19 protein-coding genes are annotated in these 23,022 nt (G+C 71.7%); 2 read left to right on the top strand and 17 right to left on the bottom strand.

Translation table 11 applies throughout. The annotated features are described in order from the left end of the window. Positions 1 to 30 precede the first annotated feature (30 nt). The 4 genes from GKQ77_RS07530 to GKQ77_RS07515 all read right to left on the bottom strand — a co-directional run bounded on the left by GKQ77_RS07530 (position 31) and on the right by GKQ77_RS07515 (position 2,924). Complete coding sequence (locus tag GKQ77_RS07530) at positions 31 to 1,701, bottom strand: LCP family protein (protein WP_219687932.1); 1,671 nt, start codon at positions 1,699 to 1,701, stop codon at positions 31 to 33. A gap of 16 nt (positions 1,702 to 1,717) precedes the next feature. Further along, on the bottom strand, positions 1,718 to 2,368 hold the full coding sequence (gene nadD, locus GKQ77_RS07525; RefSeq protein ID WP_219687931.1) for a nicotinate-nucleotide adenylyltransferase: 651 nt from the start codon (positions 2,366 to 2,368) through the stop codon (positions 1,718 to 1,720). Positions 2,369 to 2,412: 44 nt separating this feature from the next. Next, entirely contained in the window at positions 2,413 to 2,577 is a 165-nt protein-coding gene (locus GKQ77_RS07520; RefSeq protein WP_164551736.1) for a hypothetical protein, read from the bottom strand. Positions 2,578 to 2,669: 92 nt separating this feature from the next. Beyond that, complete coding sequence (locus tag GKQ77_RS07515) at positions 2,670 to 2,924, bottom strand: hypothetical protein (RefSeq protein WP_219687933.1); 255 nt, start codon at positions 2,922 to 2,924, stop codon at positions 2,670 to 2,672. Between the two features lie 99 nt (positions 2,925 to 3,023). Here GKQ77_RS07515 and GKQ77_RS07510 point away from each other — a divergent pair, with 99 nt between their 5' ends. Beyond that, positions 3,024 to 4,124, top strand: coding sequence for a M48 family metallopeptidase (locus GKQ77_RS07510; RefSeq protein ID WP_219687930.1), 1,101 nt, complete (start codon positions 3,024 to 3,026; stop codon positions 4,122 to 4,124). Between the two features lie 39 nt (positions 4,125 to 4,163). On the opposite strand, the gene GKQ77_RS07505 is transcribed toward GKQ77_RS07510, so the two are convergent. The 5 genes from GKQ77_RS07505 to proB all read right to left on the bottom strand — a co-directional run bounded on the left by GKQ77_RS07505 (position 4,164) and on the right by proB (position 9,364). After that, positions 4,164 to 5,228 (bottom strand): SCO2583 family membrane protein, encoded by a 1,065-nt coding sequence (locus GKQ77_RS07505; RefSeq protein ID WP_219687929.1) that lies wholly within the window; start codon positions 5,226 to 5,228, stop codon positions 4,164 to 4,166. Between the two features lie 66 nt (positions 5,229 to 5,294). Then, positions 5,295 to 5,945 (bottom strand): SCO2584 family spore wall biosynthesis protein, encoded by a 651-nt coding sequence (locus tag GKQ77_RS07500; RefSeq protein ID WP_219687928.1) that lies wholly within the window; start codon positions 5,943 to 5,945, stop codon positions 5,295 to 5,297. A 105-nt stretch (positions 5,946 to 6,050) separates the two neighbouring features. Then, on the bottom strand, positions 6,051 to 7,343 hold the full coding sequence (locus GKQ77_RS07495; protein ID WP_219687927.1) for a glutamate-5-semialdehyde dehydrogenase: 1,293 nt from the start codon (positions 7,341 to 7,343) through the stop codon (positions 6,051 to 6,053). 172 nt (positions 7,344 to 7,515) lie between these two features. Continuing rightward, positions 7,516 to 8,004, bottom strand: a complete 489-nt coding sequence (locus GKQ77_RS07490) for a DUF8830 family protein (RefSeq protein WP_219687926.1) — start codon at positions 8,002 to 8,004, stop codon at positions 7,516 to 7,518. 181 nt (positions 8,005 to 8,185) lie between these two features. Next, complete coding sequence (gene proB, locus GKQ77_RS07485) at positions 8,186 to 9,364, bottom strand: glutamate 5-kinase (RefSeq protein ID WP_219687925.1); 1,179 nt, start codon at positions 9,362 to 9,364, stop codon at positions 8,186 to 8,188. Between the two features lie 331 nt (positions 9,365 to 9,695). Here proB and GKQ77_RS07480 point away from each other — a divergent pair, with 331 nt between their 5' ends. Beyond that, on the top strand, positions 9,696 to 11,786 hold the full coding sequence (locus GKQ77_RS07480) for a ZIP family transporter (protein WP_219687924.1): 2,091 nt from the start codon (positions 9,696 to 9,698) through the stop codon (positions 11,784 to 11,786). 159 nt (positions 11,787 to 11,945) lie between these two features. On the opposite strand, the gene obgE is transcribed toward GKQ77_RS07480, so the two are convergent. From obgE to GKQ77_RS07440, 8 genes are all read right to left on the bottom strand, one after another. Further along, a complete protein-coding gene (gene obgE / locus GKQ77_RS07475; protein WP_219687923.1) occupies positions 11,946 to 13,385 on the bottom strand; it encodes a GTPase ObgE in 1,440 nt (479 codons plus the stop codon). Positions 13,386 to 13,495: 110 nt separating this feature from the next. Beyond that, the gene (gene rpmA, locus GKQ77_RS07470; protein ID WP_010986870.1) at positions 13,496 to 13,750 is read right to left on the bottom strand and encodes a 50S ribosomal protein L27; all 255 of its coding nucleotides are present in this window, start codon (positions 13,748 to 13,750) and stop codon (positions 13,496 to 13,498) included. A gap of 14 nt (positions 13,751 to 13,764) precedes the next feature. Next, the gene (gene rplU / locus GKQ77_RS07465; protein WP_028813461.1) at positions 13,765 to 14,085 is read right to left on the bottom strand and encodes a 50S ribosomal protein L21; all 321 of its coding nucleotides are present in this window, start codon (positions 14,083 to 14,085) and stop codon (positions 13,765 to 13,767) included. 197 nt (positions 14,086 to 14,282) lie between these two features. Beyond that, the gene (locus tag GKQ77_RS07460) at positions 14,283 to 15,641 is read right to left on the bottom strand and encodes a phospholipase D-like domain-containing protein (protein ID WP_219687922.1); all 1,359 of its coding nucleotides are present in this window, start codon (positions 15,639 to 15,641) and stop codon (positions 14,283 to 14,285) included. Positions 15,642 to 15,862: 221 nt separating this feature from the next. Continuing rightward, positions 15,863 to 20,233 carry an Rne/Rng family ribonuclease gene (locus GKQ77_RS07455; RefSeq protein ID WP_219687921.1) on the bottom strand — a complete coding sequence of 1,457 codons (4,371 nt, stop codon included), beginning with the start codon at positions 20,231 to 20,233 and terminating at the stop codon, positions 15,863 to 15,865. A 236-nt stretch (positions 20,234 to 20,469) separates the two neighbouring features. Next, on the bottom strand, positions 20,470 to 21,270 hold the full coding sequence (locus tag GKQ77_RS07450; RefSeq protein WP_219687920.1) for a TIGR03936 family radical SAM-associated protein: 801 nt from the start codon (positions 21,268 to 21,270) through the stop codon (positions 20,470 to 20,472). A 48-nt stretch (positions 21,271 to 21,318) separates the two neighbouring features. Further along, a complete protein-coding gene (locus tag GKQ77_RS07445; protein ID WP_219687919.1) occupies positions 21,319 to 22,671 on the bottom strand; it encodes a hypothetical protein in 1,353 nt (450 codons plus the stop codon). A 6-nt stretch (positions 22,672 to 22,677) separates the two neighbouring features. Beyond that, the coding region (locus GKQ77_RS07440; protein ID WP_219687918.1) for a GNAT family N-acetyltransferase at positions 22,678 to 23,022 on the bottom strand (345 nt) is incomplete at its 5' end.

Here is a 23,022-nt window from a genome sequence, read left to right as displayed (position 1 = left end):
CCTGTCCCGTCTCCTGCCCCGCCTTCTGTCTCACCCGGCCTCGTAGTCCTGGCCGAGGACCACGGACACGTCGGCGTTTGGCGCGGTCTTGCCCTTGCGGACCGCGCTCGTCGGCAGGCCGAGGGTCTTGGCGACCTCTGTGGCCTGCGTCTTCTTGGCCGCGTCGGCGTAGGTGACCTGTGAGGTGGGGCGGGCGGCGGAGCCCGCGCCGCTGTCGACGAAGGTGTAGCCGCCGTTGACCAGGGAGACCCGGGCCTTCTGCGCCGCGCCCTTGACCCCGGAGGCGTTCTCGACGCCGACCCGCACGGCCGCGCCCTCCTCCGGGCTCTTCACGGTGCCGCCGAGGACGTCCTTGACCACGCTGTCGCCGGCCTTCTCGGTCAGCGTGCCGTCCGCCCGCACCGGCAGCAGCGTCGTCCGGTAGTCGCCGCCCTTCGCGCGCTCGGCGAGCCTGGCGAGGAAGGCGCCGAGGTCCTTCTCCTTCAGCGAGGGGTCGAGGATCTGGGCAAGCGACTCCACGGTGGTCGTGGCCGCCTGCGGGTCCGAGGAGAGCTTGCGCAGTACGCCCTGCATGACCTGGCCGAAGCGGTCGAGCTGGGCGCTCGCGCTCTCGCCGGGCGCGCGGTAGGTGGCGTAGGCGACGGCCATCTCGCCGCTCAGGGTCTGCTGCTCGCCCTTGCGCACCAGGGGAGCCTCGCCCTTCTTCGCCTTCGGGTCGGGCACGTCGGCGTCGGTGTCGATGTCGATGTTGCCGACGAGTTCGACGAGGTTGTTCAGGTACGGGGTGTCCAGCCGCCAGGTGCCCTCGACCTCGGTGCCGAGGACGGTGTCGATCGACTCCCGGGTGCCTGTCGAGCCGTCGTCGTCGACGGACTTGCCGAGCGTCGTCGGGCTGCCGTTGTCGTCGGAGACGGCGAGGGAGTTGGGCAGCAGGACGGTGGCGCCCTGCTCGGTGGTGGTGTTGTCGACCAGGAGCGCGGTGGAGGTGCCGCCGCCCTTGGTGTTGTGCAGATGGACGACGATGACGTCCCGCTTCTGCGGTCCCGCCGCGCCGGCGGCGGTGCCCTCGCCGTCCGACTGGCCGGGCAGCTTGCCCGCGGACCAGAGGTAGCCGACGCCGCCCGCGATCACCAGGGTGAGTACCACGGCGAGCGCGACGACGCGGGAGCGCCCGCGCCGCTTGGCCTCCTCGCGCCGCTCGGTGCGGCTCTCGGTGAACTTCAGCCAGTCGATGACGTCTTCGGAGTCCTCGTCGGGCTCCTCGATGAAGGAGAACTGCTCGGTCTTGTAGTCGAGCTGCGGCTCGGGCTCGGCCCGCGCGGTCTGCGGTAGCTGCGGCTCGGCTTGCTGCTGCTGAGGGACCCAGGCCTCCTCATAGGAGGGGGCGGCGGGAGCGGCCTGCGTACCGCCGTACGGGTCATAGGCACCCGCGCCATAACCCTGCTGCTGCCCACCCGCATACGGGTCGTACCCGTACCCCTGGGACTGCTGCGGCACCTGCGTCTGGGGCATTTGAGCCTGCTGAGGCGCCTGCGCCTGATGCGGCACCTGCGGCTGCTGGGAGACCGACACCTGCTGATACACCGGCTGCCCGTACTCGTCGTACCCGACGACCTGGTACTGGTCGGCCGCGTACTCACCTACGTACTCGCCCGCATACGGATCGCTGCCCGCATAAGGGTCGTACTGTCGGTCGTTCACCGGTGCCCCTCTCGGCTCATTCGCCGCGGTACAGCTCGCGCTTGTCGATATAACGCACCACACCGTCCGGCACCAGATACCAGACAGGATCGCCCTTGGCGACCCGCGCGCGGCAGTCCGTGGACGAAATGGCAAGGGCCGGGACCTCCACCAAGGAGACGCCGCCCTTGGGGAGTCCGGGGTCGGCCAGGGTGTGGCCGGGCCGGGTGACCCCGATGAAGTGCGCGAGGGAGAACAGCTCTTCCGTGTCCCGCCAGGTGAGGATCTGGCCGAGCGCGTCGGCGCCCGTGATGAAGAAGAGGTCCGTGTCGGGGTTGAGGGCACGCAGATCCCGCAGCGTGTCCGTGGTGTAGGTCGCTCCGCCGCGGTCGATGTCGATGCGGCTCACCGAGAACTGCGGGTTCTCGGCGGTCGCGATGACCGTCATCAGATAGCGGTCCTCGGCCGGGGACACCTGCTTGTCGCTCTTCTGCCACGGCTGTCCGGTCGGTACGAACACCACCTCGTCGAGGTGGAATTGCGCGGCGACCTCGCTGGCCGCCACGAGGTGTCCGTGGTGGATCGGGTCAAACGTTCCGCCCATGACGCCGAGGCGGCGCTTGCCGTTGCTCACCGGACCGATGTCCGGACCAGTCTCCGGACCGGTAGGCATGTCCTGCTCTCCCATGCGTGCAGACCCTACCGGCCCGGGCGAGGGGCCCTGCTCCGGTCCTAGCGGTCGCGGTTGAAGCGGGTGGTGATCCACAGGAGCAGCATGAGGGCGACGAAGGCGCCACCCCCGGTGAAGAGGGGGCTGAGGCTTTCGTGGTCGCCGCCGTGCTCGCCGCCCTCGGAGGCGAGAGTGACCAGCTGGGCGGCGGTGCTGTGGAGGCTCATCTCAGGCAAGACCTATCCGGGGGTGGGATGGACACAAGGACTTCCGGGCCATCGTATGCGGGGGCCCGGCTCCGGCTCACGTCGACTCAGCTCTAACGGCCCTCGTCGCCGCCCCGGTGGCCCTCGTCGCCGCCCCGCCCGGCCTCATCAGGACCCCGCCCGGCCTCATCGCCGCCCTGCCGGCCCTCGTCCTCGCCCCGGCGGTACCCGCGCAGCAGGAACCACCCCACCAGGACACACCCGACGACCATGACGATCAGCACGATCCGCAGCAGATTGCCCGGCCCCTGCTGCTGCGCGGCCTTGGCCGCCTCCGTGAGCCAGACGGCCCCAGGGTTGTGCTCCATGACGGAAGACTCCTTCTGTGTGCTGCCCTGTCACGGTATCTCCGCCTAGGCTGGACCCCACCTCGGGGGCACAAGGGGACGACACATGGGGGAATCGGCATGACCGACGGCAATCACCACGGCGGCGACGGCGAGGGCCACGAGCGCGTGCCCGGCCGGCACCGCAGGCGTTTCCCCGGCATCTCGTCACGTGCCTACGAGCATCCGGCGGACCGCTCGGCCCTGGTGGCCCTGCGCAGGCTCAGCGGATTCGACACGGTCTTCAAGGCGCTCAGCGGTCTGCTGCCCGAGCGGAGCCTGCGACTGCTGTTCCTCTCCGACTCCGTGCGGGTCTCGGACGCGCAGTTCGCGCACCTCAACACCATGCTGCGGGACGCCTGTTACATCCTGGACCTGGAGAAGGTCCCGCCGATGTACGTCAACCAGGACCCGAATCCGAACGCGATGTGCATCGGCCTCGACGAGCCGATCATCGTCGTGACCACGGCCTTGGTCGAACTGCTCGACGAGGAGGAGATGCGGGCGGTCATCGGCCACGAGGTGGGCCACGCCCTCTCCGGCCACTCCGTCTACCGCACGATCCTGCTCTTCCTCACCAACCTCGCGCTGAAGGTCGCGTGGATCCCGCTGGGCAATGTCGCGATCATGGCGATCGTGACGGCGCTGCGGGAGTGGTTCCGCAAGTCCGAGCTGTCCGCGGACCGCGCGGGACTCCTGGTCGGCCAGGACATCAAGGCCTCCATGCGGGGCCTGATGAAGCTCGCGGGCGGCAACCACCTGCACGAGATGAACGTGGACGCGTTCCTGGAACAGGCCGAGGAGTACGAGGCCGGGGGCGACCTGCGCGACTCGGTCCTGAAGATCCTGAACATGCTGCCGCGTACGCACCCCTTCGCCACCGTGCGCGCCGCCGAGCTGAAGAAGTGGGCCGAGTCCCGCGACTTCCAGCGGATCATGGACGGCCACTATCCGCGCCGCGAGGAGGACAAGGACGCCTCGGTCTCCGACTCCTTCCGGCAGTCCGCCTCCGCGTACGCCGACGACGTACGCAACAGCAAGGACCCGCTGATGAAGCTGGTCAGCGACATCGCGGGTGGCGCGGGCGACCTGGGCGGCAAGCTGCGCGGAAAGTTCACGGGGCAGGGCGGGCAGAGCGGACAGGGCGGGCAGGACAGCGACCGCCCTTCGGACGGCAGGTAACCCACGCCGTCACCATGCCGGACGCCACCGGCCCAGCCGTCAGAGCGAAGGCTGGGCGGCGGCCGCCAGCGACCCGCACAGCGCCGTCGCGCCCCCTGTGGCGTACGGATCGGTGCCGGGCGGGCCGCCCGCCTTCGCCCGCTGCCCGGCGAGCAGCGGCCGCAGATGGTTCGCGGAGTCGGCCGCGCAGGTGAGCGGCCCGGCGCGCGTGCCGGAGGCGAGCAGCTCGGCCCGGTGCATCCGCAGGTCGTCGCGGTCGAAGCGGAAGTGCAGCTCGCGGCGGACGGTGAACAGCGACGCCCGCGCCTCCCCCTTGCCGGCGCGCCTCAGCGCGTACGCGAACGTATGGTCCGAGGTCACCTCCAGCGTGTTCTTGTCCACCTCGACGACCCGCAGCGTGCCCTCGACCCGGACGCGGCGGTCGGCGAGCGTGGTCGTCGTCGGGTCGAACCGCACCAGCCAGCCGGTGGGCGCGTGCCACCCGTCGGCGGCCGGGCGCGCGAAGCTCCGGTCGAACTGGGCGAGTTGCTCCGGATCGAGCAGCAGCCGCACGGAGCGCGTCGAGCCGCCGGTGAGCGTGTCCGGGTCGAGCGAGGACTCGACCAGGTAGTCCTTGGCGGTGGTCAGGGCGGACGTCACCTGGCTGTCCGAGAAGTGCCGGGTGCGGCGCGCGGCGGGGAGGTTGATGCCGGCGGCGCCCACCCGGAACTGCGCGGCGGGGCTGTGCGCGTAGAGGTCGGCGACCCGCGCGGCGCCGGGCACGCGGCCCTGCGGGGCGAGGGGTATCACCGTCATCCGCAGCGGCTCGGGGCGCTTGGCCGAGGGGTTCTGGTAGGGGTGTCGTATGCCCATGTAGATCGCCGTGCCGAAGGCCAGGGCGATCAGTACGACCAGGAGCAGGGCCTGCCGGGACAGGCCGCGGTGGAGGGCGGGGCGGCGGCGCACGGCGCGCGCGTGGTCGCCCATGCGCTCCTGCGCGGAGAACTCCTGGAGGCGCGCAGCACGCACGAACGACTCGTCGAAGACAACGGATCGGTACTCGTCGTCGCCACCGCTGGGAGCGCCCTCGGGTGTCCCCGCGGGTGGGTCTCCTGGCCCGCCCATACTTTCAGGGTAGGTCTCCGGGAGGTCGGGTAAACGCCGTGGTACGCGACAAGTTCTGACGGCGCCTCACGGCGTGCGCGGCGCCGCGGGGACGGGTGATTGGCCGAATTCGGCGGATGCCGAGGGGCCGGAGGAGACCTCTTTATCGGCATTATCGGCGTTATCGGCGTTATCGGCTTTGTTGGCTTCCTCGACGCTCTGCCCCACTTCGGTGGAGGCGGGCGCGGGCACGCGGTCCTGGCGGCTCGATGAGGCGCCCCGATAGACGGCGGTGAAGGCGAGGGCGACCATGCCGACGCCCATCACGAGGGCGAGCAGCCAGGCGACGGGACGGTGCCAGCGGGCGGAGCCGGGGTGGCGGCCGGGGCGGCCGTAGCCCCCGTGGGTGTCGTCGTGTTCGTACGCCTCGTCGAAGTCGTCGTGGCCGAAATCGCCGTCGTCTGGGAAGCCGTCGTCGTAGAAGTCGTCGTCCCCCGCGTCATGGCCCGAGCCGTGGGTGCGGGCCCGGCGGGCCTCGGCCTCGGAGGCCTCCGCGCGCGCCTGGGCGGCGGCCAACAGCCGCTCCACCGCGGTCGGTTCGTGTATCTCGGCGGCCCGTACGAAGTCCTCGTCGAAGACCACGGAGGCGAACTCTTCGTCCGCACCCCCGCGGTCGCGGTCGTCGTCGGGCTCCCAGCCGTCAGGGAACGACGGCGTGCCCCCCACGTCCTCCGGCACCCTCCCAGCCTAGACCTGGGAGGGGCGATTTGGGCAGACGGAAGGGGAATTCGGCCGGGATATCAGCCGATACATCGGCCGGGGTACCGGCAACTCGGCGCGGGCTCAACGGACATGGCCGTCGCCCGTGACGATGTACTTGGTCGAGGTCAGCTCGGGCAGGCCCATCGGGCCCCGCGCGTGGAGCTTCTGCGTGGAGATGCCGATCTCGGCGCCGAAGCCGAACTGCCCGCCGTCGGTGAAGCGCGTCGAGGCGTTGACGGCGACCGTCGTGGAGTCGACGAGCTGGGTGAAGCGGCGCGCGGCCTGCTGCGAGGTGGTGACGATGGCCTCGGTGTGCCCGGAGGTCCACAGCCGGATGTGCTCGACGGCCTGCTCCAGGGTGTCGACGACACCGGCCGCGATGTCGTACGAGAGGTACTCGGTCTCCCAGTCCTCGGTGGTCGCGGGCATGACGGTGGCCTTCGAGCCGTCGGCGTACGTGAGCACGCGCTCGTCGGCGTGCACGATGACGCCTGCCTCGGCGAGGGCGTCGAGGGCGCGCGGCAGGAAGGCGTCGGCGATGTCCTTGTGGACGAGGAGCGTCTCGGCGGCGTTGCAGACGCTCGGGCGCTGCGCCTTGGAGTTGATCAGGATGTCGACGGCCATGTCGAGATCGGCGGCGGCGTCGACGTAGACGTGGCAGTTGCCGGTGCCGGTCTCGATCACCGGGACGATGGACTCCTCGACCACGGTCTTGATCAGCGAGGCGCCGCCGCGCGGGATGAGCACGTCCACGAGGCCCCGGGCGCGCATCAGCTCGCGTACGGAGTCGCGGCTCTCGCCCGGGACGAGCTGGACGGCGTCCGCGGGCAGACCGGCGCCGTGCACCGCGTCGCGCAGGACGCGCACGAGCGCGGTGTTCGACTCGTACGCCGATGACGAGCCCCGCAGCAGGACGGCGTTGCCGGACTTCAGGCAGAGGGCGGCCGCGTCCACGGTGACGTTCGGGCGGGCCTCGTAGATGATGCCGACCACGCCGAGGGGGACGCGGACCTGGCGCAGGTCGATGCCGTTGGGGAGCGTGGAGCCGCGGACGACCTCGCCGACCGGGTCGGGCAGGGCGGCCACGTCGCGCACGTCGGCGGCGATGGCGCGGACCCGCTCGGGGGTGAGGGTGAGCCGGTCCACGATCGACTCGCTGGTCCCGGCTTCGCGAGCGCGCGCGGTGTCCTTGGCGTTGGCCTCGACGATCTCGGCGGTCCGCACCTCGAGGGCGTCGGCGATCGCGAGGAGCGCGTCGTCCTTGGCGGCGCGTGGCAGCGGCGCGAGCGTGGCGGCGGCACCGCGGGCGCGGTAGGCGGCCTGGGCGACCGGCGAGAGGTTGTCGTAGGGCGAGACGGGAGAGAGCGACGTCATGCCCGCAGGGTAATCCCCGCGCGCGGGGCGGCCACCCGCTGTTCCAGTCCCCGAGACCCGGGACCCAGGACCCGAGACCCGGCACCGCGGGAGGGCGCCCGTGGGACGACGACTCAAAACAGGTGCCGGCCCCCGGGCCACCCACGGATCCGCGCCCCGTGACTCAGGCGGCTCAGAACGGATGCACGCCGACCGGCGTGGCCGGAAGCGGCCCGTACCCCTCCGCGATCCGCTGGTGATACGTGTCGCGGTCGATCACCTCAAGCCCCACGATCTCCCACGGCGGCAGCCGCGCACTCTGCCGGTGCTCGCCCCAGAGCCGCAGCGCGACCGCGGCGGCGTCGTGCAGATCGCGGGCCTCTTCCCAGTAGCGGATCTCGGCGTGGTCCGGCGCATACCGGCTGGTGAGCAGAAAGGGATGGTCGTGGGCGAGCTGTTCGAGGCCCCGCCTGACCTCGTTCAAGGGGGCCTCGGCGCCCGAGACGCTCAGCGTGACGTGCCACAGCCGGGGCGCCTCCACCGCACCGCCCTCACCGGCCTCGCGCGCCGGTCCCTCGTGCCCGGCGTGCGCCTCGCTCTCGTAGGCCTCGCCCGCGGCCACGCTCGTCAGCGCCCGCTCCGCCGAGCCGCGGGACGCCGCCCCCGGGCGTACTCGTCTCACGACGGCCTCCTTTACGCAATGTCGGTGCGGATACGCAACGGTCGTGCGGAACTGTCTTCAACAAAGTTGAGCAGGCCAAGGGGGTCCGCGGGGCGCTTTTGGGGAGTTTCACCTCGCGCGGGCCGCCCGGCCGGGGCCGCCCGCGACGGTTTTCGGCCGGGGCAGGTGGTGTTCGGAGCGCCTATCCGTGCAGCGGCACGAGGTCGTCGCGGTGCACGACCTCACGCTCGTACGCGGGTCCGAGTTCGCGCGCGAGATCCCGGGTGGAGCGGCCGAGGAGCTGCGGCAGCTCCTTGGCGTCGAAGTTCACCAGGCCGCGCGCGACGGCCCGCCCCCGCGCGTCCCGCAGCTCGACCGGGTCGCCCGCGGTGAAGTCGCCCTCGACCGCGGCGATCCCCGCGGGCAGCAGCGATTTGCGGCCCTCGACGACCGCGCGCACCGCCCCGTCGTCGAGGGTGAGCGCGCCCCGCGGCTCGGAGGCGTGCTGGAGCCACAGGAGCCGGTCGGCGGAGCGGCGGCCCGTGCGGTGGAAGTACGTGCCCGTGGCGCGGCCCGCGAGGGCGTCACCGGCCTGGCTCGCGGAGGTCAGGACGACCGGGATCCCGGCGGCGGCGGCGATCCGCGCGGCCTCGACCTTGGTGACCATGCCGCCGGTGCCGACGCCCGCCTTGCCCGCGCTGCCGATCTCGACGTGCGCCACGTCGGCGGGGCCCGTCACCTCGGAGATCCTGGAGGTGCCGGGCTTGGCGGGGTCGCCGTCGTAGAGGCCGTCGACGTCGGAGAGCAGGACGAGCAGGTCGGCGTGGACCAGGTGGGCGACGAGGGCGGCGAGCCGGTCGTTGTCGCCGAAGCGGATCTCGTCGGTGGCCACGGTGTCGTTCTCGTTGACCACGGGCAGCGCGCCCATCGCGAGCAGCTGGTCCAGGGTGCGGGAGGCGTTGCGGTGGTGGGCGCGGCGGGCCATGTCGTCGGAGGTCAGGAGCACCTGGCCGACGCGTACGCCGTAGCGCGCGAAGGAAGCGGTGTAGCGGGCCACGAGCAGGCCCTGGCCGACGCTGGCGGCGGCCTGCTGGCGGGCCAGGTCCTTGGGGCGCCGTACGAGTCCCAGCGGGGCCAGACCGGCGGCGATGGCGCCGGAGGAGACGAGCACGATCTCGCGCTCGCCGCCCACCCGTCTCCCGCCACCGCCCTCAACCGAGGACCTTCGGTCCGCACGCATGACGCGGCTCTTGGCCAGGGCGTCCACGAGGGCGTCGACGCGATCGGCGTCCAGGCCCCCCGACGCTGTGGTCAGGGACGAGGACCCGACCTTGACGACGACCCGCTGGGCCTCTGCCACCGACTGCCTTGCCGCTGTCACGCGCTTCCCCACATTGTCCCGATGTACCGGAGTTCCGGACTTCCGGAGTCCCGGAGTCCCGGAGTCTCGAAGTCCCGGATCTGCAATCTACGTGAGGATGCAGATCGCACGCGCATCTGTTTCGCGGAGCGGGACCCGCGGCCCAGGGCGTCCACCCACGGCGCCCGCCCACGCTCCGCGAGGGGAAAAACACCCCCGGGGTTCAGTCTCCTTTGCCCCTTTTTCCGGTGATTGACGTCACGGAAGATTGCTACGGAGCCACCGCGCGTCATACGGTCAGTGGTCGACTTCCCCCCATTCCCTCAATCTTCCCCGCCAGGAGCCCACGCCCGTGCCCTCTGCCGGACTCGCATCCCGACGCATCGTGCAGCTGTCAGCGCTGTTCGCGATGCTCGCGCTCTTCACGACTCAGCTCGTGAGCGCGCTGCTTCCCTACGTCCCGGTGTTCATCGCCGCGGCCGCCGCGAACCTCGCGCTCGACATCTATCTGCAGTACAAGCAGCCGGGCCTCCTCTCGCTCCTTGGCAAGATCCGCTTCGACGTCACGGTCCGCCAGCTCCTGCGCGACATGCTGATGCTGGTGGGTCTGCTGCGCATCGACGGCATAGAGCCGCTGGCCGAGCAGTCGCCGCTGACGACCGCCCTGCTCGCGTTCTACGCCCTGCACTTCGGCTGCCAGGCCGTCGCCATACTCGTACGCCGCACTCGCGCGCTGCCGATCGTCACGCGCAACATCGACGCCTCCGCGCTGCACCTGAGCGCCGCCCCGCCGCGGATCCTCTCGCGCCGCCAGGCCCACCGCCTGCTCACGTTCTCGGTGCCCACGACGGTCGGCCTGCTGCTCACCGCGGCCACCACGGACGCGTACTGGGGCGGCATCGGTCTCGGCATCTCGCTGGCGCTGATCGGCGGCGGCACCCTCTATCTCGCCACCTGGCTGCTGCCCAAGAAGCGGGCGAAGAACGACGAGCGGGTCCTGGAGTGGCTCGACCAGTGGCTGGCCGAGTACAAGCCGACCGTCGGCATGTACTTCTCGGGCGGCACCACGTCCGCGTACCAGGCGAACATGTGGCTCTCCACGCTCTCCCAGCTCGACGGCAGGCCGCTGATCGTGCTGCGCGAGCGGTTCATGGTGCAGAAGATCGACGCCACGGACGTCCCGATCATCTGCTTCCCGAAGGTGGCGACGATGTTCTCCCTGGAGACGTCGACGCTGAAGATGCTGCTGCACCCGGCGAACGCGGCGAAGACCTCGCAGGTCCTGCGCATCCCGACGATCAAGCACGCCTTCATCAACCACGGCGAGAGCGACAAGCTGTCCTCCTGCAACCCGTACGCGAAGGCCTACGACGAGGTGTGGGTCGCCGGTCCCGCGGCCCGCGACCGCTACCAGCTCGCGGACATCGGCGTCGACGACAAGGACGTCGTGGAGGTGGGCCGACCCCAGCTCTCCCCCATCCTGCCGTTCACGGGCGCGCCCACCGGCCCGTACACGACCGTTCTGTACGCCCCCACCTGGGAGGGCTGGGACGGCAACCCGGGCAACACCTCGGTCGTCCTCGCCGGTGAGAACATCGTCCGCGAGCTGCTCGCCGACCCGGGCGTGCGCCTGCTCTACAAGCCGCACCCGATGACCGGCTCGCAGGACCCGCGCGCGGGCGCCGCCAACGAACGCATCAAGGCGATGATCCTCGCGGCCAACGCCAAGCGCTCCGGCGCGCGCCCCGGCCCCGAGGCGGCGGCCGAGCTGGAGCGCCGCACCGCGGCCCTGGACGAGCTGACCGCGCGGAAGTTCCGCAAGAGCGCGGACGAACAGGAGCGGATGATGCTCCAGGGCTCCCCCGACGGCGGTCAGCAGGCCGCCGTGGCCGAGGCGATGGCCGCCTGGGAGGCCGCGTTCTGGGCGTCGTTCCCCGAGTGGGAGCACCAGATCGTCACGGGCCCGCGCCCGGCGATCTTCTCCTGCTTCAACCAGGCGGACCTGCTGATCAGCGATGTCTCCTCGGTCGTCTCCGACTGGCTGAGCAGCGAGAAGCCGTACGCCGTCGCCAACACGGCCGGCATGTCCGAGGCGGAGTTCCGCGCGAGCTTCCCCACGGTCTCCGCGGCGACGATCCTGACCCCCGAGGCGGACGGCGTGGCGGCCCTTCTGAAGGCCGTACGCGCCCCGGAGCTGGACTCCCACGCGGAGGCCCGCGCCGAGCTGAAGGAACACCTCCTGGGCCCCTCGGACCCGCCTTCCCTGGCCCGCTTCAACGCCGCGGCGCTCGCCCTGTGCGCCAAGGCCGACGCCCGCCGCGCCCGCATGGCCTCCCGCATCGACGCGGAGATCCCCGGCCAGCGCGTAGCGGAAGAGGCAGCGGAGGAAACGGCCCAGGACCCGTCGGAGTCGAACGGCGCGGAGGACTCGGTCACCGCGTAACCCCCTGAAGCATGCGGAAGGGGCCCCGGAGCAAAAGCTCCGAGGCCCCTTTTCCTGCTGTGGGCAATCGTTCCGCAGGGCGGAACGGGTGGGCACAGCCCCCGGCGCGGGGCGCCACCTAAGAGGGCAGCACCCCGGAGCCGCCCAGGGCGCCCCCGCCTAGAACGGCTCGAAGTCGTCGTAAGCCCGCTGCGCCTCATCCCGCTCCGCCTCACGGTCCTTGCGCCGCTGCGCGGCCGGCCGGGGCGCCTCGAGACGGTGGTCCTCGCCACGACGGCCCAGCATCTCCGCGCCGGCCATCATCGTCGGCTCCCAGTCGAAGACGACCGCGTTCTCCTCGGGACCGATGGCGACGCCGTCGCCCGCGCGGGCACCGGCCTTCATCAGCTGGTCCTCGACGCCGAGGCGGCTGAGACGGTCCGCGAGGTAGCCGACGGCCTCGTCGTTGTTGAAGTCGGTCTGCCGGATCCAGCGCTCCGGCTTCTCGCCGCGCACGCGGTAGATGCCGTCGTCCTCGCGGGTGACGGTGAAGCCGCTGTCGTCCACGGCCTTGGGGCGGATGACGATACGGGTCGCCTCCTCCTTCGGCTTCGCGGCACGCGCGGCGGCGACCAGCTCGGCAAGGCCGAAGGACAACTCCTTGAGGCCCTTGTGCGCGACGGCCGACACCTCGAAGACGCGGTAGCCGCGCGCCTCCAGGTCGGGCCTGACCATCTCGGCGAGGTCCTGGCCGTCGGGCACGTCGATCTTGTTGAGAACGACGATGCGGGGACGGTTCTCCAGGCCCGCGCCGTACAGCCGCAGCTCCTTCTCGATGACGTCGAGGTCGGAGACGGGGTCGCGGTCGGACTCCAGAGTCGCCGTGTCGAGTACGTGCACGAGCACGCTGCACCGCTCGACGTGCCGCAGGAACTCCAGGCCGAGGCCGCGGCCCTCGCTGGCGCCCGGGATGAGGCCGGGCACATCGGCGACGGTGTAGACGGTCGAGCCCGCCGTGACCACGCCGAGGTTCGGGACGAGCGTCGTGAACGGATAGTCCGCGATCTTCGGCTTCGCCGCGCTCAGCACGGAGATCAGCGAGGACTTGCCCGCGCTCGGGTAGCCCACGAGGGCGACGTCGGCGACGGTCTTCAGCTCGAGGACGAGATCCCGCTCCTCGCCGGGCACACCGAGCAGCGCGAAGCCGGGGGCCTTGCGCCGGGCGGAGGCGAGCGCCGCGTTGCCGAGGCCGCCGCGGCCGCCCTGGCCCGCGATGAAGGTGGTGCCCTGGCCGACCATGTCGGCGAGGACGTTGCCCTCGCGGTCCATGACGACCGTGCCGTCGGGGACCGGAAGGACCAGGTCCTGGCCGTCCTTGCCGGAGCGGTTGTCACCGGCGCCGGGCTGGCCGTTGGTGGCCTTGCGGTGCGGGCTGTGGTGGTAGTCGAGCAGGGTGGTGACGTCCTGGTCGACGACCAGGATCACGTCACCGCCACGGCCGCCGTTGCCGCCGTCCGGGCCGCCGAGCGGCTTGAACTTCTCACGGTGAACGGAGGCACAGCCGTGGCCCCCGCTACCCGCGGCGACATGCAGCTCGACGCGGTCCACGAAGGTGGTCATGGTTCAGTGCCTCCAGAAACGAACGTGCAGGGATGTCTCTTGCGTAACACGCGAAAGGCGGACCCGCTTCCCCGCCGGGGAAGTGAGGTCCGCCTCGCGAAAAGAACCGATCAGGCGACCGGAACGATGTTCACGACCTTGCGGCCACGGTGGGTACCGAACTCCACCGCACCGGCGTCGAGCGCGAACAGCGTGTCGTCCTTGCCACGGCCGACGCCGGAGCCCGGGTGGAAGTGGGTGCCGCGCTGGCGGACCAGGATCTCACCGGCGTTGACGACCTGACCGCCGAAGCGCTTCACGCCGAGCCGCTGAGCATTGGAGTCGCGACCGTTCCGAGTGGACGATGCGCCCTTCTTGTGTGCCATCTTGTCTCAGTCCCTTACTTCGCAGCCGTGGGGATACCGGTGACCTTGATCGCCGTGTACTGCTGGCGGTGACCCTGGCGACGGCGGTAGCCGGTCTTGTTCTTGTACCGAAGGATGTCGATCTTGGCACCCTTGTGGTGGTCCACGACCTCGGCGGTGACCTTGATACCGGCCAGCACCCACGGGTCGCTGGTCACGGAGTCGCCGTCGACGACGAGCAGGGTCGAGAGCTCGACCGTGTCGCCAACCTTGGCCGTGGGAATCTTGTCAACCTCAACGATGTCGTCGACAGCAACCTTGTGCTGGCGACCACCGCTGCGCACGATGGCGTACACGCGGATCTCTCTCTCGCTCGGAACGGGACCCCCGCAGTCCAGCCACCCGCGAAAGCAGGCGGCCTCTCCCGACCCGGAAGCAGTGCCCGCGGTTCAGGAGGAAAAGGGTTTACAGGGGGCGGGCGTGCATAGGAACACGCCGACGGTCAAGGTTACGGGGCCCGCCCTGAAGGGTCAAACCGGGCCCCGGCCCCCGCTCACGTGGTCGGCTTCTCACCGTCCGGCGGCAGCGGCTTGACGCCCTTGCACAGGTCCGTCTTGTCGGCGGTGCCCGGCCAGGCCACGGCCCCCGTGCGGAGGAAGTGCGAGCGGTAGGTGTCGTGCACCGAGTCGTCGTCGACCTTGACGATCGCCTCGTCGTTCTCGCGCAGCGCGGGCGCCGTGTAGTTCTGCGAGCCGGTGAAGGAGACCTTGTTCCGCTGCCCGTCGTACATGCCGTCGATGAGCAGGTACTTCGAGTGGATGATGTAGGGCGTGATCAGCTTGGCGCCGGGGTTCAGCGGGTCCCTGTCGTCGTTGTAGCAGCGCACGGAGGGGCCGCCGGGCGTGTGGAGCTGCTCCCAGGTGCCGGGGGTGCCGCCCTGGCTCTTGGCGCTGTCCGTCTCGGCGTACAGGATGCTGACGTCGCAGCCGGCCTTCTTCAGGGAGACCAGCTTGTCGGCGATCTGCTTACGCGTGATCTTGAAGATGGCGGCGCGGACCTTGGTGCGCTGCGTCACGCCCGCCGAGTCCCGGTAGGTGCACCGGATGTTGTTCATGACCGAGTACATGGTGTCGGTCTCGTTGACCGTGCCGTTGCGCGGGAAGAAGTACGCCTTGTAGCGGCCGCTGCTGACCGTGCGGTAGTCCCAGCCCTGCCACTGCTTGCCGAGCATGTCCGTGAAGTAGTCGGCGTACGCGTCGTACATGGCGGGGTTGTTCGGGAGCAGCAGCGCGTCGTTGAAGAATTTGGTGTGGGCGGAGGGCGTCGAGTTCGACGTGGTCTGCACGACGACGTCCCTGGCGCCCTTGACCTCCGAGAACAGCCAGAACTTGTTGTGCATGATCGACTTGCCGTACCGCGGGTCGCCGAGGCACGACTTGCCGGTCGGGCAGAGCGTCACGAAGGACGGCCTGGTCTTGCTCGTGCCGAGCGCCTGCATGAGGCGTGCGTACGACGCGTTGGTGGGCCGGTCGCTCTTGCTGGTCTCGTCGAGCAGGACCTGGACGTGCACCCCGCGCCTCTTGGCGGCGACGAGCGCGTCGACGATCGGGCCCTCCCATACGTGGTAGACCGCGACCTTGATCGTCGAACCCGGCACCGCTGCGTTCGTCAGTTCGATCAGCCGGGTGCGGATCGCGTGCTGCTGGTCAACGTTGCCCTTCGGGTCGTTGAAGATCGGGCCCTCGGTCCAGGTGGGCGTCGGCGTCGTGTCCGCGGAGGCGGCACCCACCGACCCCGCGGCGTGGATCCCCGCCGCCGACAGCACCGTGGCCAGCGCCACGGCCTGGCGTCCGCCCTTGACCGGCTTCACCGCACGGTGCCGTCCCGTGCCTCGCAGGCGCGTGTGCGCCATCTGTCATCCCTCCCTGACACGGGCGCGCCGTCTCCCCACACGCGCGCTCACGTCTCTGTTCAACCGTCAGACCGCATGAGTTTTACAGGTGTTGCTCTTGTGCTCAAAGGCGAGGTGGCCGCTTCACGCTTTCGAGCAGTGTGGTGCCGTTTCCCGGACACGCCGGTGCCCCCCTGCTCAGGCCGCACGGCCGAACAGGGGGGCACCGGGTCGCGAAGGGGTCAGCCCTCGCTGGAGGCGTCGGCCGAGACGCCGGACGGCGTCTGCTCCGCCGCCGCGGCCTTCTTCGCCGTCGTCTTCGACGCCTTCTTGGCCGTCGTCTTCTTCGCGGCCGTCTTCTTGGCCACGGTCTTCTTCGCCGCCGCCTTCTTGGCAGGCGCCTTCTTGGCGGCCTTACGCGCCGTCTTCTTGGCCGGAGCCGCTTCCTCGGCGGGGGCCTCGGCCTCGGCCGCGGGCTGCTCCGGCTCGGCCTTGACGGGCTCGGCCTTGACCGGCGCCGCCTTCTCCGCCGAAGGGACGACCACGACGGCCGCCTCCTCGGACGCGGTCGGCGCGGTGGCCTTGCGCACCGCACGGCGGCGCGGACGGGCCGGTGCGGCGTCGGCGACGGGCGCCTCGGCCACGGGCTCGGCCACCGGCTCCGCGGCGGGCTCGGCCTTGGGCGCCGCGGCCACGACGACCTCGGCGGCCTCGGGCTCGGCGCTCTGCGCGGTCTTCGGCGAACCGGCGGGCGACGTCGCCTTGCGGACGGCACGGCGGCGCGTACGTCCCTTCGGCGCGGCGTCCTCAGCGTCCTTCACAGGAGCCTCGGCCTGCGCCTCATGGGCCTCGTGCGCCTCGTGAGCCGCCTCGACGGCCTCCGGGGTGCCGACCATCGGGTCCTCGGCGGCCGGGGCCGCGGTGCGGGCGACGTCGGACTCGACGACCGGGACCTCAGCCTTCTCGGCGGCCTCCGCCTCGGCCTTCGCGGCCTTCTCGGCGGCCCTCTCGGCCGCCTTGGCCCGCTTGCCCGACCGCCTCGAAGGCTCCGCCTTCGGAGCCTCCGGCGCCTCAGGGGCCTCGTCAGGAAGGGCCTCCGCGCGCGGGGCACCCGCGGGGGCCGAGGCCCGCCGCGTCGCCCTGCGCCGGGAGCGGCCACCGCGCGAAGCGGCTGCCTCGGCCTCGGCCGCGCTGCTGTACAGCTCCTCGTCGGGCACGAACTCCGGCTCGGGCAGCGCCACCGGAGCGGCGACCTCCGCCGCGACCTCGTCCTCGGACTCGGTCTCGATCACCTCGGCGTCGACGACGTCGGCCTCGTGCTCGTGGGTGTGCTCGTGGTCCGCGCCGGCCCGGCCGCGCTTCTTGCGCTTGCCGCCGCCGCCACCGGCGGAGGTCGGCTGCTCCATGTGCACGATGACGCCACGGCCGTTGCAGTGCACGCAGGTCTCGGAGAAGGACTCAAGGAGCCCCTGGCCGACACGCTTGCGCGTCATCTGGACCAGGCCGAGCGAGGTGACCTCGGCGACCTGGTGCTTCGTACGGTCCCGACCGAGGCATTCGAGCAGGCGGCGCAGGACCAGGTCGCGGTTGGACTCCAGGACCATGTCGATGAAGTCGATGACGACGATGCCGCCCAGGTCGCGCAGGCGCAGCTGGCGCACGATCTCCTCGGCCGCTTCGAGGTTGTTCCTCGTCACGGTCTCTTCGAGGTTGCCGCCCTGACCGGTGAACTTGCCGGTGTTGACGTCGACGACGATCATCGCCTCGGTCTTGTCGATCACCAGCGAGCCGCCGCTCGGCAGCCAGACCTTGCGGTCCAGGGCCTTCGCGAGCTGCTCGTCGATCCGGTACGTCGCGAAGACGTCGACCTCGGACGTCCACCGCGAGAGGCGGTCGGCCAGGTCGGGCGCGACGTGGGAGACGTATCCGTGAATGGTCTGCCACGCGTCGTCGCCGCTGACGATGACCTTGGAGAAGTCCTCGTTGAAGATGTCGCGGACCACGCGGACGGTCATGTCCGGCTCGCCGTACAGCAGGCCGGGCGCGCTCGTGGAGGCCGCCTTCGACTTCTTCTGGATCTCCTCCCACTGCCCCTGCAGACGCTCGACGTCGCGGCGCAGCTCGTCCTCGCTCGCGCCCTCGGCGGCGGTGCGCACGATGACGCCCGCGTCCTCGGGGACGATCTTCTTGAGGATGGTCTTCAGACGCGCGCGCTCGGTGTCGGGCAGCTTGCGGCTGATGCCGGTCATCGACCCCTCGGGGACGTAGACCAGATAGCGGCCGGGCAGCGAGACCTGGCTGGTGAGGCGGGCGCCCTTGTGGCCGATCGGGTCCTTCGTGACCTGCACGAGGACCGACTGGCCGGACTTGAGGGCCGACTCGATGCGGCGCGGGCCGTTGGCCATGCCGAGCGCTTCGAAGTTGACCTCACCGGCGTACAGGACCGCGTTGCGGCCCTTGCCGATGTCGATGAACGCGGCCTCCATGGACGGCAGCACGTTCTGGACCTTGCCCAGGTAGACGTTGCCGACGTAGCTGGTGGCCTGCTCCTTGTTGACGTAGTGCTCGACGAGCACGTTGTCCTCAAGGACGCCGATCTGGGTGCGCTCGCCGTTCTGGCGTACGACCATCACGCGCTCGACGGCCTCGCGGCGCGCCAGGAACTCCGCCTCGGTGATGATCGGCACGCGGCGGCGGCCCTGCTCGCGGCCCTCGCGGCGGCGCTGCTTCTTGGCCTCGAGACGGGTCGAGCCCTTGATGGACTGGACCTCGTCGGCACCGGTGCCCAGCTCGCGCTCCGGGTCCTTCGCACGCCGCTCGCGCGGCTCGCGGACCTTGACGACCGTGCGCTCGGGGTCGCTGTCGCCCGGCTCGCCCTCGGGGGAGTCACCGGCGCGACGGCGGCGGCGACGACGGCGACGGCTGCTGCTCGAACCGGAGCCGCCGTTGTCCGCGGCCGACTCGTCCGCGCTGTCGTCGGCGTCCTCGGCGTCCTCGGCGGTCTGCTCCGCGGTGTCCTCGGCGTCCTGCTCGGCCTGCTCGGCGGCGGTGTCGTCGTCGGACTCGGCCCCGGCGTCGTGCTGCTCGCCGTCCTGGTCGGCCAGGTCACCGCGGCGACGGCGGCGGCCACCGCGACGGCGCCGACGGCCCTGGCGCTCGCCGGACTCCTCCGCGTCGTCATCGGTGTCGGCCTGCTCGGCCTCGGTGTCGTCGGCCTCTTCGGCGGGCTGCTGCTCGACGGCCTTGACGGGCTCCCGCTCCTCGGCGGCGGGCTGCTCCTCCGCGGCCCGACGGCGGCGGCGACGGCGCGGGGCCGTCTCCTCCTCCACCACGGGGGCGGCGGACTCCTCGACGACGGGCTCCTCGGCGGCCGCGGCGGCGGCCGCCGCCGCGGCGCTCTCCGGGGTCTGGAACATCGGCGCGGCGAACACCGGCGCCTGGAAGACAGCGACGGCGGGACGCGCGGGCTTGCGGCCGTTGCCCTCACCGGAGGCGTCGGCGGCCTGTGCCTTGCGGGCCTTGTGACCGGCGGGCGCGGAGAATCCCACGGCGGCGGTCTTACGGGTGGCGCGGCGGCGACGACCACGGGGGGCATCGTCCTCCACGGGCTCGGCTTCCTCGACCGGCGCGGGCTGCGCGGAGCGCGCGGGCGCCTTGGCCTCGGTCTGCTCGTCGGCGTTGTCGGCCTTGTCGGCCTGCTCGGCGACCTGCGGGGCACCGGCGGGGGCGGAAGCGCGACGGCTCGCCCGGCGACGAGCGCGCGGCGCCGGAGCAGCCTCCTCCGACTCCTCAGCCTCAACAGCAGGCGCGGAAGCCTCCGCAGGCACAGCGACCTCAGCGGCAGCCGTCACAGCCTCAGCCACCTCAGCACCCTGCGGCGCACCAGCAGGCGCAGACGCACGACGGCTCGCCCGACGACGAGCACGCGGCGCCGGAGCAGCCTCCTCCGACTCCTCAGCCTCAACAGCAGGCGCGGGAGCCTCGGCGGGCACGGCGACCTCAGCGGCAGCCGTCACGGCCTCGGCCACCTCAGCACCCTGCGGCGCACCAGCAGGCGCAGACGCACGACGGCTCGCCCGACGACGAGCACGCGGCGCCGGAGCAGCCTCCTCGGCCTCCTCAGCCTCAGCGGCAGGCGCGGGAGCCTCGGCGGGCACGGCGACCTCAGCGGCGGCCGTCACAGCCTCAGCCACCTCAGCACCCTGCGGCGCACCAGCAGGGGCCGACGCACGACGGCTCGCCCGACGACGAGCACGCGGCGCCGGAGCAGCCTCCTCGGCCTCCTCAGGCTCAGCGGCGGGCGCGGGAGCCTCAGCGGCCTCCGTCACCTCGGCGGCCTGCGGCGCACCGGCGGGGGCGGAAGCGCGACGGCTCGCACGGCGACGTGCACGCGGCGCGGGAGCTGCCTCCTCGGTCTCCGGGGCGTCCGCAGCGACGTCCCCGGTGATCTCCTCGGCGGCGGGGGTGGCCGGTATGGCCGGGGCCGTGGCCTCCGTGGTGCCCGCGGGCGGTCCCGCGGGACGCGACGCGGCGCGGCGCCTGCGGCGCGGCGGCAGAGTGTCGCTGGGGGTGTTGTTCTGCGAGCCCTCAGTGGGTTCGGTCGGCTCAAGCATGCGGGCGGTTCTCCCGTCACGCTCCCGGGCGCCGCGCCTTGTCCGTGATGTCCGCGGCTCGCGCTAGATGCGCGGGGCCGCCATCCGGGGGCGTGGGCGCCGCACGGGAGCTCTCTATGTCTTGTCTCGCCGGTTCCGTACGCCCAAATGCGGACGGCCTGGCGAAAGTCTCGGTCAGTGCGCTGCCCGACCCAGGTGGCTCCCGAGTACAAGGGCTGCGCTTCGACGTACGTCCCTCAGCGGGGGCCTTCCGGCGCCGGCGCCTTCGCGGCGGCAGATACGGCGGCCGTGGGTGGGGCGGCCGTGACTGCCTCGCGGTCGGGCGCGAGCGGGTCGGTCACCGTGCCGGTCTCTTCATCGAAAAGCCCCTGCGCCAGCCTGGTCACCGCTGCGGGGACCGGCGGCGCCAGGTCGGCCACGGCTCGGAGACCGGACAGGACGTCGTCAGGTCGTACGGCAGGTGTCACGTGCCGAACAACCAGCCGCAGTATCGCACAGGGCTTGTCGCTCGGCCTATCAGTGTCGCGCGTGGCCGCCTCACCATCGGTGACCGCTTCCAGGCTCACGACGGCCTCGCGCGCGTCGAAGGTGCGCATGCCGCTCTTCGTGCGGCGCTGCACCTCGACCTTCTCGGCGGCGCGGAACAGCTCCGCCGCCTGCTGTGCCCGCGCGGGCTCCACGCCGTCGAGGCGCAGCTCCCAGACGGACGCGGTCAGCCGGTCGGCGAGGCCCGAGGTGCGGGACTCGACGGCGTCGGTGATGTCCAGACCGTCCGGCAGCGACTCGTTCAGCAGCTCGCGCAGCTGGTCGGGGTCGCGCGGCGCGGTGAGCGCGATCTCCAGGTACTCGGCCTCACTGCCCGTGCCGGTGGGTGCGGCATTGGCGTACGACACCTTGGGGTGCGGGGTGAACCCCGCCGAGTACGCCATGGGCACATCGGCGCGGCGCAGCGCACGCTCGAAGGCGCGCTGGAAGTCACGGTGGCTGGTGAACCGGAGGCGGCCGCGCTTGGTGTAGCGCAGGCGGATGCGCTGCACCGCGGGTGCGGGCGGCGGGCCTTCGGGCTGTCGCTTGCCCAGTGTCGTTCAGTCCTTCGTGAGAGCGGTCGTACTGCTACCTAGAGTACGTGCCCCGCGCGTGTCGAGTTCCCCCCGGGCCACTGGTACGGGCACGGGCTCCCCCGCTGTCGCCCCCACCGGCACCGGCACCGGCGCCGGCCGGCTGGGTGCCCCGAACAGCATGCGTCGCACGTCCGCCCGCGCCTGTCGCACGCTCTCGCGTGCGGAGGTGAGGGCCTGCCGGGTGGCGCGGCGGACCTCCCTGACGGCCCTGGCGGCGGGGCGCCACACGGCGTCGCGGACCAGGTGTCCGACGGGCGTGAGAACGGTCCGGTAGACCCACCGCACCGGCTCCACGAAGATCCACCGAAGGAGTTTGGCGAGGAAGCGGCCGATGACGAGGGAGATGTGCCCGGCGACGCGCCAGGCGTGCCCGAGTGCGTCGCCGATCTCGCGGGCGACGACGGCGACGGCCCGCCCGATGGGCGCGAGCAGCCAGCGCCAGACGGCGACGACGGGCGCGACGAAGATCCAGCGGAACAGGGTCGATACGACGGTCCAAGTGCCGCGCGCCAGCCAGGAGATGCCCGCGCCGATCCCGCGCGCGAGCCACGCGATGCCGTGCCCGATCGGGGTCAGCACCGCTCGGTACAGCCACACGGACGGCACCACGATCAGCACACGGCCCAGCCACGCGAGCCCGGCGCCGACCGGCACGACCACGTACCGCCAAAGACCCACCCACGGCCAGACGAAGACCGCCTTGAACAGCCACGTCAGGACCGCGCCGATGCCCCGTCCGGCCGCCGCGGCCCCGGCGCCGAGCGCCCGCGCCAGCCAGGCGATGCCGTGTCCGATCGGGGTGAGGACGGACGCGTACAGCCACGCCGCCGGGATCGCGACGAGGTGGCGCCACAGCCACGCGCAGCCCGCGCCGATGCCGAGCGCCAGCGCCGCGAAGCCCCGGCCGATCCCCCGCGCCAGCCAGGCGAGCCCGTGCCCGACCGGGGTCAGCACCGCCCGGTACAGCCACACGACCAGCACGCGCCCCAGCCACGCGAGCCCCATGCCCACCGGCACGACCACGTACCGCCAAAGACCCACCCACGGCCAGACGAACACCGCCTTGAACAGCCACGTCAGGACCGCGCCGATGCCGCGCCCGACCGGCCGCAGACCCCTGAAGTACAGGAAGCGTCCGCAGACGGCGAGCGCGTCCCACGCCAGGCGCACCGGCACCACGAGCACCAGCACCACGATCCGCACGGGCAGCCGGATCGCGACGGCGAGACAGCCCTCGGCCTGCGGAGTGTGACGGTCGGCCTGCCCCGGCGGGGGCTGCTTGGCAGCCTCGTGGGGAGGTCGTTTTTCCAGGTCCATGTCGTCCTAGACGCTTGGGAGTCCGGTTCGGATCCAGTACCGCAGTTTTCCGCCCCGCTCGTCCTCGAAGGCGCCGCCCGACGCCTCGATGACCTTGCGCGAGCCGGTGTTGTCGGTGTCGCAGGTCACCAGGACGGATTCCAGGCCCAGTTCGGCCGCGTACGGCAGGCAGGCGCGCAGGATCTCGGTGGCGTGGCCTCGGCGGCGGGCGGTGGGGCGCACGTCGTAGCCGATGTGGCCGCCGTACTCGCGCAGGAAGCGGGTGGCGATGGTGTGGCGGATGGCGACGCGGCCGAAGTAGTCGGCGCCGTCCACGTACCAGAGGGTGGTGACGGGGACGGAGTGCGGGGC

It is taken from the genome of Streptomyces anatolicus (assembly GCF_019400875.1).
Taxonomy (GTDB): Bacteria; Actinomycetota; Actinomycetes; order Streptomycetales; family Streptomycetaceae; genus Streptomyces; species Streptomyces anatolicus.
This window is presented reverse-complemented; position numbering and strand designations above follow the sequence as displayed.

What these genes read in the sequence shown, in the direction of transcription:
- nadD (WP_219687931.1), bottom strand. Translation starts at nt 2,368, where the DNA reads ATGGGAGAGCAGGACATGCCTACCGGTCCGGAGACTGGTCCGGACATC.
- GKQ77_RS07520 (WP_164551736.1), bottom strand. Translation starts at nt 2,577, where the DNA reads ATGAGCCTCCACAGCACCGCCGCCCAGCTGGTCACTCTCGCCTCCGAG.
- GKQ77_RS07515 (WP_219687933.1), bottom strand. Translation starts at nt 2,924, where the DNA reads ATGGAGCACAACCCTGGGGCCGTCTGGCTCACGGAGGCGGCCAAGGCC.
- GKQ77_RS07510 (WP_219687930.1), top strand. Translation starts at nt 3,024, where the DNA reads ATGACCGACGGCAATCACCACGGCGGCGACGGCGAGGGCCACGAGCGC.
- GKQ77_RS07505 (WP_219687929.1), bottom strand. Translation starts at nt 5,228, where the DNA reads ATGGGCGGGCCAGGAGACCCACCCGCGGGGACACCCGAGGGCGCTCCC.
- GKQ77_RS07495 (WP_219687927.1), bottom strand. Translation starts at nt 7,343, where the DNA reads ATGACGTCGCTCTCTCCCGTCTCGCCCTACGACAACCTCTCGCCGGTC.
- obgE (WP_219687923.1), bottom strand. Translation starts at nt 13,385, where the DNA reads ATGACCACCTTCGTGGACCGCGTCGAGCTGCATGTCGCCGCGGGTAGC.
- rpmA (WP_010986870.1), bottom strand. Translation starts at nt 13,750, where the DNA reads ATGGCACACAAGAAGGGCGCATCGTCCACTCGGAACGGTCGCGACTCC.
- GKQ77_RS07460 (WP_219687922.1), bottom strand. Translation starts at nt 15,641, where the DNA reads ATGGCGCACACGCGCCTGCGAGGCACGGGACGGCACCGTGCGGTGAAG.
- GKQ77_RS07455 (WP_219687921.1), bottom strand. Translation starts at nt 20,233, where the DNA reads ATGCTTGAGCCGACCGAACCCACTGAGGGCTCGCAGAACAACACCCCC.
- GKQ77_RS07445 (WP_219687919.1), bottom strand. Translation starts at nt 22,671, where the DNA reads ATGGACCTGGAAAAACGACCTCCCCACGAGGCTGCCAAGCAGCCCCCG.